Annotated in this window: 8 protein-coding genes; 4 read left to right on the top strand and 4 right to left on the bottom strand. The window is 67.5% G+C overall.

The genetic code is table 11. The features are described 5' to 3' along the window. Window positions 1–13: 13 nt before the first annotated feature. Window positions 14–1,354, bottom strand: a complete 1,341-nt coding sequence (locus JZ791_RS31865; RefSeq protein WP_254206683.1) for a DoxX family protein — start codon at window positions 1,352–1,354, stop codon at window positions 14–16. A 506-nt stretch (window positions 1,355–1,860) separates the two neighbouring features. On the opposite strand from JZ791_RS31865, the gene JZ791_RS31870 reads away from it, so the two are divergent. From JZ791_RS31870 to JZ791_RS31885, 4 genes are all read left to right on the top strand, one after another. Further along, entirely contained in the window at window positions 1,861–3,006 is a 1,146-nt protein-coding gene (locus JZ791_RS31870) for a phosphotransferase family protein (RefSeq protein ID WP_216899504.1), read from the top strand. 6 nt (window positions 3,007–3,012) lie between these two features. Then, on the top strand, window positions 3,013–4,131 hold the full coding sequence (locus JZ791_RS31875; protein WP_254206684.1) for an Rv3169 family protein: 1,119 nt from the start codon (window positions 3,013–3,015) through the stop codon (window positions 4,129–4,131). Window positions 4,132–4,243: 112 nt separating this feature from the next. Continuing rightward, complete coding sequence (locus JZ791_RS31880; protein WP_216899506.1) at window positions 4,244–4,684, top strand: hypothetical protein; 441 nt, start codon at window positions 4,244–4,246, stop codon at window positions 4,682–4,684. Window positions 4,685–4,820: 136 nt separating this feature from the next. Beyond that, window positions 4,821–5,852: a DUF2293 domain-containing protein gene (locus JZ791_RS31885; protein ID WP_308163193.1), complete on the top strand. Its 1,032-nt coding sequence runs from the start codon at window positions 4,821–4,823 to the stop codon at window positions 5,850–5,852. A 3-nt stretch (window positions 5,853–5,855) separates the two neighbouring features. Here JZ791_RS31885 and JZ791_RS31890 read toward each other — a convergent pair whose 3' ends face one another. The 3 genes from JZ791_RS31890 to JZ791_RS31900 form a co-directional block, all read right to left on the bottom strand. Next, window positions 5,856–6,335, bottom strand: a complete 480-nt coding sequence (locus JZ791_RS31890) for a cobalamin biosynthesis protein (protein WP_438804578.1) — start codon at window positions 6,333–6,335, stop codon at window positions 5,856–5,858. A gap of 185 nt (window positions 6,336–6,520) precedes the next feature. Then, entirely contained in the window at window positions 6,521–8,125 is a 1,605-nt protein-coding gene (locus JZ791_RS31895; protein ID WP_216899509.1) for a cobyrinic acid a,c-diamide synthase CobB, read from the bottom strand. Further along, window positions 8,119–8,423: cob(I)yrinic acid a,c-diamide adenosyltransferase (locus JZ791_RS31900; protein ID WP_216899511.1), on the bottom strand; the 305-nt coding region annotated here is incomplete at its 5' end. The genes JZ791_RS31900 and JZ791_RS31895, both read right to left, overlap by 7 nt.

Below are 8,423 nucleotides of genomic sequence, written 5' to 3' on the forward strand. Positions count from 1 at the left end.
CGGACCTACTCGGCTATGGATTGGGCCGGTCCTGTAGCCAGTGGAATCCGGTGCTGCGCAAGGGTAATCGGTCCGGGTCTACGCGGTCGAGCGAGATCGTCACCTGGTGGCCCTCGAGTTCACCGGTCAACAGGGCCTTGTCGGGGGCAGGTTGCTGGAAGGTCAGGATGCCGAGGGGTGCGGGTTGTGGGGTGGCGGTGCGCAGAACCATTCGATGGGTCTGCGGATCGTCCTTTGCCTCGACGGTGACCAGCGTATCGTCCATGCGCTGGTAGGTGAACGTGCCGGGATAGTCGACAACGACTCTGCGCCAACGGTTCTGGTCGGTGAGCAGTGGTGGTAGCCGCTGGCCGTCGCGGGTGAAATCGGTGACCGACCAGATGCCGTACAGGGGCGGCTTCGGGCGGCCTTCACCGATCAGATGCCAGGTCAGCCACTGGGCGTGTAGTAAACCGGCCGCCACCCAGATGCCGAGCAGCACGTGGACCAGCGCCGCGATGCGCCGGGCGCTGGACGCGTGGAACGGGTACGGGGAGGTCGCGGGCCCGGTGGCACGGCCCAGCAGCATGTCGCACAGTCGGCGGGCCTCGGGGGCGAGCAGGACCATGCTCAGGAGCAGCAGATGACCGGACAGGATCTTGACCGGAACGTCGAAGGTCATGTTCAGCACGAAGACCTGCGCCATATCCACCAGGCTCAGCATCGCGCCAACCAGCGCGGTCCGCGGAATGAACAGCAGCACACCCGCCGACACCTCGGCCAGCCCGAGCAGTATCTCGTACGGCTGCGAGGATCCGACCTGATTCCACAGCACTCCCATCGGCCTGAAATTGCCGTAGGGCTCGATCAGGGTGGACAGGCGCGGCCGGGGCATCTGGGTCGGGATCAGCTTGACGAAGCCGTACGTCAGCATCTGCCCGCCCAGGCACAGCCGCGCGAACACCAGGAACCACCCGGCGACGGTGCGATATTCGGTGCGCCGCCGATCCAATACCGACCACACCGCTGCCGCGACCACCGCGATCACCAGGACACAGAACAACCGCACCCAGTCGATCGTCTGGTCGCCGCTGCCGCTCGGGATCGCCTCCACCCGCACGTCGAATACCGTGCGCCCCACCCACCGCAGCACCGGCTCGTAGAACCGATCGACCGATATCGCCACACCCTGTAACGACAGGCTGAACCAGCCTGAGTACGCGAACGGTATCTGTGTGGTCGTCAGGCAGAACAGCACGGAGTAGACCACGCAGAAGCGGAATACGGTCCGCGTCAACGGATTCCATCTCGGCTGCTCCGCCCCACCCGATTCCCGCTCCCGCAGCGGATAGTCCGTAGTCGCCACCGCGCTCATGCTTCGGCTCCGCTCGCGCTCGGCTCCGGCATGATCACGTTCGCGGATGCGCCCATTGCCGACCCGCGCGTGCTCTCGCACCACTCCGGAATGGGCGACGGCTCAGCTGCGTCCATCGGCCGCTCGCTCATACCTCCCCCCCGCCGAGGCTGGGCCCGGCCGCACGCGCGGCGCACCGTACCCATCGCTGGCTCTCCTGCATTCCGCTCACGCGCGTCCCCTCTCGAATGAAGCCGACAACCGCCTACGCAACACAACCGACCGCACCGGGAACTCCGGTAATCCCGCGCCCCCGCAACCTTGATACACCCCCGCACCGACAATTCGGCGGATCCGCAACACTCGGCCGCTCCCTGCCGCAATCCCCGGTCCCGCTGAGTAGATTCCACCGAAATCGTCCTCGATTCCGCACCTAGGCAAGGTAGAACACGTTACATTCGCCCGGTACACGCCAGCGCCCACAGGCCGGGGCGCACGCATTACCATCTGCGCAGGGAGGCCCGAACATGTCGGACGATTCCGAACAAGATCCCGGACAACGTCACCAGCTGACCACCAGCACCCGCGACCTGGGCGATATCGCCGAGCGCCTGACCCGATGGCTGGGCAACACCGTCGGCAGCGACGGCGATCCGGCGATCAGCAACCTCGCCCGCCCGCAGACCGGGGGCATGTCCAGTTCCTCGGTGCTGTTCGATGCGTCCTGGCAGGCCGGCGGCAAAACGGACGGCGGCTCGTACGTCGCCCGGATGGCGCCCGAGGACGATTCCTTCCCGGTATTCGAAAAGTATGATCTGGCAGCGCAATACGCCGTCATGGCGGGCGTCGCCGAGCACACCGACATACCGGTGCCGCAGCTGTGCTGGTACGAGCCGGACGAATCGGTGCTCGGCGCACCGTTCTTCATCATGCGCAAGGCGGAAGGCCGGGTACCCGAAGACAATCCGCCGTACGTCTTCCTCGGCTGGCTGTTCGACTCCACCGTGGAACAGCGAACGCTGATAACCCGCAACACCATCGATATCATCGCGCGGGTTCACGCCATCCCCGATCCCGCCGCGAAATTCCCGATGTTCGCCGGGCCGGATGCGGCGGACTCGTCCCTGCGCCGCCATGTCGATGCCACCCGCCGCTGGTACGACTGGGCCCTCGCCGACGACGACTACCGAATTCCCTTGCTGGAGCGAACCTTCGACTGGCTGGAAGAGCACTGGCCCGCCGATCCGGGGTCGGACGTGCTCAGCTGGGGCGACTCGCGCCCGGGCAATATCATCTTCCGCGAGTTCGACCCGGTCGCGGTGCTGGACTGGGAGATGGCCGCGCTCGGGCCGCGTGAACTCGACGTGGCCTGGGTGATCTTCATCCACCGCTTCTTCCAGGACATCGCGACCCGGTTCGACCAGCCCGGCCTGCCCGATTTCCTGCGCCGCGACGACGTGGTCGAACAGTACGAGAAGGTCAGCGGATACCGCCTGCGGGACATGGACTTCCACATCGTCTACGCCGCGCTGCGGCACGGTGTGGTGATGGCCCGGATCAAGCGCCGGATGATCCATTTCGGCGAGGACACCGACACCCCCGATCGCGACGATTACGTCATGCACCGCGCGAGCCTCGAGGCACTGCTCGACGGCACCTACGAATGGGATTGAGAGACAATGGTTGACCCCATGCGCCCGGCCCCTGTCCCGCTGGACGAATACCCGATTCACCAGACCCCGCTGTCGCTGGCCCGCGTCGGCACCAGCGATCGGAACTTCTACGACCGCAGCTATTTCAACGCACACGACCGCGCGGGCGGCACCTTCCTGGTGACCGGAATGGGCGTGTACCCGAATCTCGGCGTCGTCGACGCCTATGCGGCTGTGCGACGCGGCGATACCGTACGGTCCGTGCGCTTTTCCGACGCCCTGGCCGAGCGGAGCCTGGAGCAGCGGGTCGGCGGCTATCACGTGGAGGTGCTCGAGCCCCTGCAGCGTGTCCGAATCGTTTGCGAGCATGAGGATCTGGGCTTCGACCTCACCTGGAACGGCGCCTTCCGCGCTGTCCAGGAGCAGCCGCACGTGATCCTGACGGGTAACCGCCCGATCATCGACGCCTCCCGGTTCGCCCAGGTCGGTTCGTGGGAGGGCACACTGCACCTGGACGGCGAGGACATCACCGTGGATCCGCGGGTGTGGACCGGCACCCGGGACCGCTCCTGGGGCATTCGCCCGGTGGGCGAGAGCGAACCGGGAGGCCGCGCGGCCGAGGCGGGATCCGGCGGATTCTGGTGGCTCTACGTGCCGCTGCGCTTCGAGGAATTCGCGATCGTCGTGATCGTGCAGGAGAATCCGGACGGGTTCCGCACCCTCAACGATGCCACCCGAATCTGGGCCGACGGGCGCGTCGAACAGCTCGGCTGGCCGCGTGTGCACTTCGAATACCGTTCGGGCACACGCATTCCCGTCTCCGCACGGCTGGAGCTGACCGCGCCGGACGGTAAACCGCTCGAGGTCGAGATCCGCCCGCACACCAATATGCCGTTGCATATCGGCTGCGGGTACGGCGGCGACCCGGACTGGCAGCACGGCACCTGGAAAGGGCCCGATTGGTCCTCTTCGAGTAGCTACGACCTCACCGATCCCGCTGTGGCAGCGCGCATCCCATGGGGCGTCATCGACCATGTCGCCCAGGCCCGCTGCGGGGACGCCGAGGGCTGGGGCCTGTTCGAACATGCCAGCCTGGGCCGCCACGACCCGACCGGCTTCGCCGACTGGACCTCGGTCGCACCCTGATCCGTCACCGGCCGCCGCGCCTGCACCGCTGTAACCCCTGTCTCGGGTAGCCTGCCAGCGATTACAGCCCGAACCCGAAGGTTCGGGACGGCACAGCGAAAGGCGAAGCTCCATGAGTGGATCAATGATCTCGCGTGTCGCGGCCGGCGCCGTGCTCGCGGCGGCAACGGTGACGGCGCCGGCCCTGCTGACGCCGCACGCGGGCGCGGCGGCCGAGTCGAACATCTCGCTGTCGATGACGGGGTCGGCCATGGCCGCGGTCAATACCGACGCGGTCGGCTGCCGGCAGACCGTGCGGGCCATGGTGCGTAATCCGGACGGCAGCCCGGCGACGAACGGCAGTGTCGACTTCTTCAGCCACCTGAGCGGGCTGAGCGGCAACCTCGTCGGCACCTCCCGGGTAAACAACGGCAACGCCAGTGCTCTGTGGAGTCCCGATCGCGCCGGTCAGCACGTCATCAGCGCCATCTTCTACAACGACGCAGCCGGTGTGCAGCCGGTCGCCGGGTCCACCGTGATCACGGTGCTCCCATTCCCCGGCGCCTGCGTATAGTCCCCGCACCTGCGGTAATGCTCCACGCACCATCCCATGCGCGAACCGATGGACGACGGCCGCGCGGGCGGGTACGCCACCCGCCCGCGCGAGGCCGCCGAATTCTCGTCATCCGCGTCCTCTATCGTTCAAGACCGTGTCCAAGCTTCAGCGTCGAGTGGTCACGGCCGCCGAAGCGGCACTGGCCCAGCGTAAATACGTGTCCGTGGTCGACATCGCGGTCGGGCTCGGCTGGTTGCGATCGGCGCAGGTCGATCAGTGGCGGCAGGGTCGGGTGGCCACGCTGGAGGAGTTGGCCGCCGTGGATGGGGCCCGCTTGCGTGACACCGCGGATCTGCTGGGTCGATGGGCGCGCGAGGGCGGGCTCACGCCGAGCGAGACCGCGTACATCGCGGGCAACCGTGACCGCGCGCCGTTGAAGTTCGTCGCGCACGGCGACGACGCGGTATTCCGGATTCATTGGCTCGCACCGGATCTGAGCCCGGCCCGGCGAGCACAACTGGTGCAGCGGCAGAACAAGGCGCCCGATCTGGTCGTGGTCGAGGCGACATCGGAGTGGTCGTGTGCCGAATGTTCGGACACCGGGCCGTATCTCATCATGTCCGATACCGGCCCACTGTGCCTGACCTGCGCCGATCTGGATCATCTCGAATTCTTGCCCGCCGGAGACGCGGCGCTGAGCCGCCGGGCCAAGAAGGAGAGCACCCTCGCCGCGATCGTGGTCCGGCTCAATACGCGGCGCAAACGCTATGAGCGCAAGGGCATCCTGGTCGAGGAGCAGGCGCTGGCCCGGGCGGAGGAGCAGTGCCTCGCCGACGAGGAGGTGCGGTTGCGCCGCCGCGAGCGCGACACCGTGCGCCGCGCCACGCAGGATGACGAGTTCCGGGTGCGGATGGCGGCGGAGATCCTGCGGTTGTTCCCCCGCTGTCCGGAAGAGAGGGCCACCGAGATCGCCGAACATGCCGCCGTTCGCGGCAGCGGGCGCGTGGGACGCAGCGCGGCGGCGAAGGTGCTCGATCGGGAGGCGGTGACACTGGCCGTCGTCGCATCGGTCCGGCACCTCGATACCGACTACGACCGGCTGCTCATGGACGGTGTGCCGCGCCGGGACGCGCGGACGGCGATTCGGGAGACGTTGGATCGTGTACTGGAGTCCTGGCGGGAGTGACACTCAGCAATCGCGCGTCGCCGCGGCAATCGTGACGCCCTCGATCACCGTCTTGGTGATTACGAGATGCCCTCCCCCACAAACCGATTCGCACGCCAGCAGAGCTGCGGCCTCGGCGACACTCGGAGTGGCGAGCGCGATGGCGGTGCGTTCGGCCGGATTCGGCACCTCCACAGCGGCGAGTTCGTCCGGCGTGAAAGCCACGATCGGAACCTGTAATTCGTCCGCCGCCTGCTGGAATCCCAGTTCGACCGCGCGCCGATCGACCGTGGCGATCAGCCGAATCCTCCTGTCCCCCATAATCTCCTGAACTGCGCGAACAATACTCCGCATCGGAGTTCCCGGTCGAAGGCCTACACCGACCACCAATGCCGTGTCGGCTTCCGGATCTGGCTGCTGCTCCCGGCCAAGGGCAGACCGAGATGACGAGTCAGTCCCAGCGTCGGCCCTCGGATATCCCGAGTCACCCGGGCGGATCGTCACCGCACCACGCCTTCACCGGGCGTCCCGGCCCTCGGATTCCGGAACGATCGCACAACTCTACGAGAAGGAAAGCCGTAGTCACACGGATATGACGCCGGCCACGAGCAGGCCGAGGCAACGGGGAACAACACGCGGACGGCGCTACGGCAGAGCCTTGCGCGGACGATGACGAGGCGGAATTACGCTCACACATCGGCACGGATGGCGGCGAACTCGGCGGCCGCGGCGAGGAATCGGCTTATCGCGGCAGGGTTTCCGGCCGGGTGGGTGTGCAAATAAGAGGCATGGACGCGGTTGACCAGCGCGCCCTCGCGGACGGTCTCACCGCTCGGCGCACGCCAGGCCCAGGCCGGGTTGCCGGAACCGGCGTCGGTCAGGCGAGTGCGATGGAATTCGTGGCCGCGCACGCGGGTACCGGCCGGCCACAGCGGGGAATCGGTCAGCGCCACCGCATCTCGGTAGCCGAGGGTCAGGCGCGGGCCGAATTCGGCGGTGGCGTCGAGGACTCCGGCCATCCGGTGGCCATCGAGACTACGGGTCAGGTACAGCAGACCGGCGCATTCGGCGTGGATCGGCATCCCGGCCCGCGCGGCCTCGCGGACCGCATCCAGCAGCCGGATGTTGGCCGACAGATCGGCCGCATGCTCTTCCGGAAACCCACCCGGTAGGACCAGCCCGGCTGCGCCGACGGGCAATTCGTCACACAACGGGTCGAATACCGCGACCTGCGCGCCCACCGCGAGCAACTCGCGATGCTCGGCATATCCGAACGTGAATGCGGCGCCACCCGCGACCGCGATCACGAGTTCGGGTGCTGTGCGTCGATCCTCGTGCACCGGTCTGATGTGCGCACCGAGGTCCGCCCGCGTCGCCGCACGTCCCTGTGCGAGCGTGACCGCTGCGCCGTCCTCGCCCGCCGCCGGTCCTGCTTCACCCGGCGACCACATCTGCCGAGCCGAGTCCCTATTCGCCTCCGGCACCGACGCACCGGACTGCGCAGAGAAGATCTCCTCGACCGGATCCCACATCGGCCCAGTCACCCGCGCGCCGGCCAAGCCCGCGATGCCCGCCAGATCCACATGCGCCGCAACGAGTTCGGTCATCGCATCGACCGCCGCCCGCGCGGCAGCACCGTGTTCGACAGCCGGGATCAGGCCCAGATGCCGTGAGGGAACGACCAATTCGTCCATTCGCGGCAGCGCGCCCAGCACCGGCAGCCCAACCCGGTCGCACGCGGCACGTAATACCTGCTCGTGCCGTTCGCTGCCGACACGGTTGAGAATCACTCCGCCGAGCCGGATCTCGCTGTCATAGGTGGCGAATCCGTGCAACAGGGCCGCCAGGCTCTGACTGTGCCCCCGCGCGTCGACCACCAGCACGACGGGCGCGCCGAGCAGCGCGGCCACCTGTGCGGTGGATCCCTCGGCGATGGGTGTGGCCTGGTTCTCGTCGATGCGGCCGTCGAACAGACCCATCACGCCTTCGACCACGGCGAGGTCGCATCCGCGTGTGCCGTGCAGGTACAGCGGGCATACCCGATCCACTCCCACCAGCACCGGGTCCAGATTCCGGCCCGGACGCCCCGCCGCCAAGCCGTGGTATCCCGGATCGATGTAGTCCGGCCCGACCTTGAACGGCGCGACGACATGTCCGGCACGCCGCAGCGCTCCGATCAAACCCGTTGCCAGAGTGGTTTTCCCGCTACCGGACGCCGGTGCCGCGATGACAACCGCAGGTACTGTCACCGCACCTCCGATCGCCCCCGGAAACGGTGTGCGGTGGTTCACCATTCGATACCGCGCTGGCCCTTGCGTCCGACGTCCATCGGATGCTTGGTCTTGGTCATCTCGGTGACCAGATCGGCGGCATCGATCAACGCTTGCGGTGCATCTCTTCCGGTGATCACCACGTGCTGGTTGCCCGGACGGGTCCGCAGCGTCTCCACGACCTCGCCCACATCCACCCAGCCCCACTTCAGCGGGTAGGTGAACTCGTCGAGCACATAGAATCGATGCTGTTCGGCGGCCAGCCGCCGCGCGATCTCCCGCCACCCGTCCAACGCCGCCGCGGCGTGATCCTGCTCGGACC

This window comes from Nocardia alni (genome assembly GCF_019038435.1).
GTDB classification, from domain to species: domain Bacteria; phylum Actinomycetota; class Actinomycetes; order Mycobacteriales; family Mycobacteriaceae; genus Nocardia; species Nocardia alni.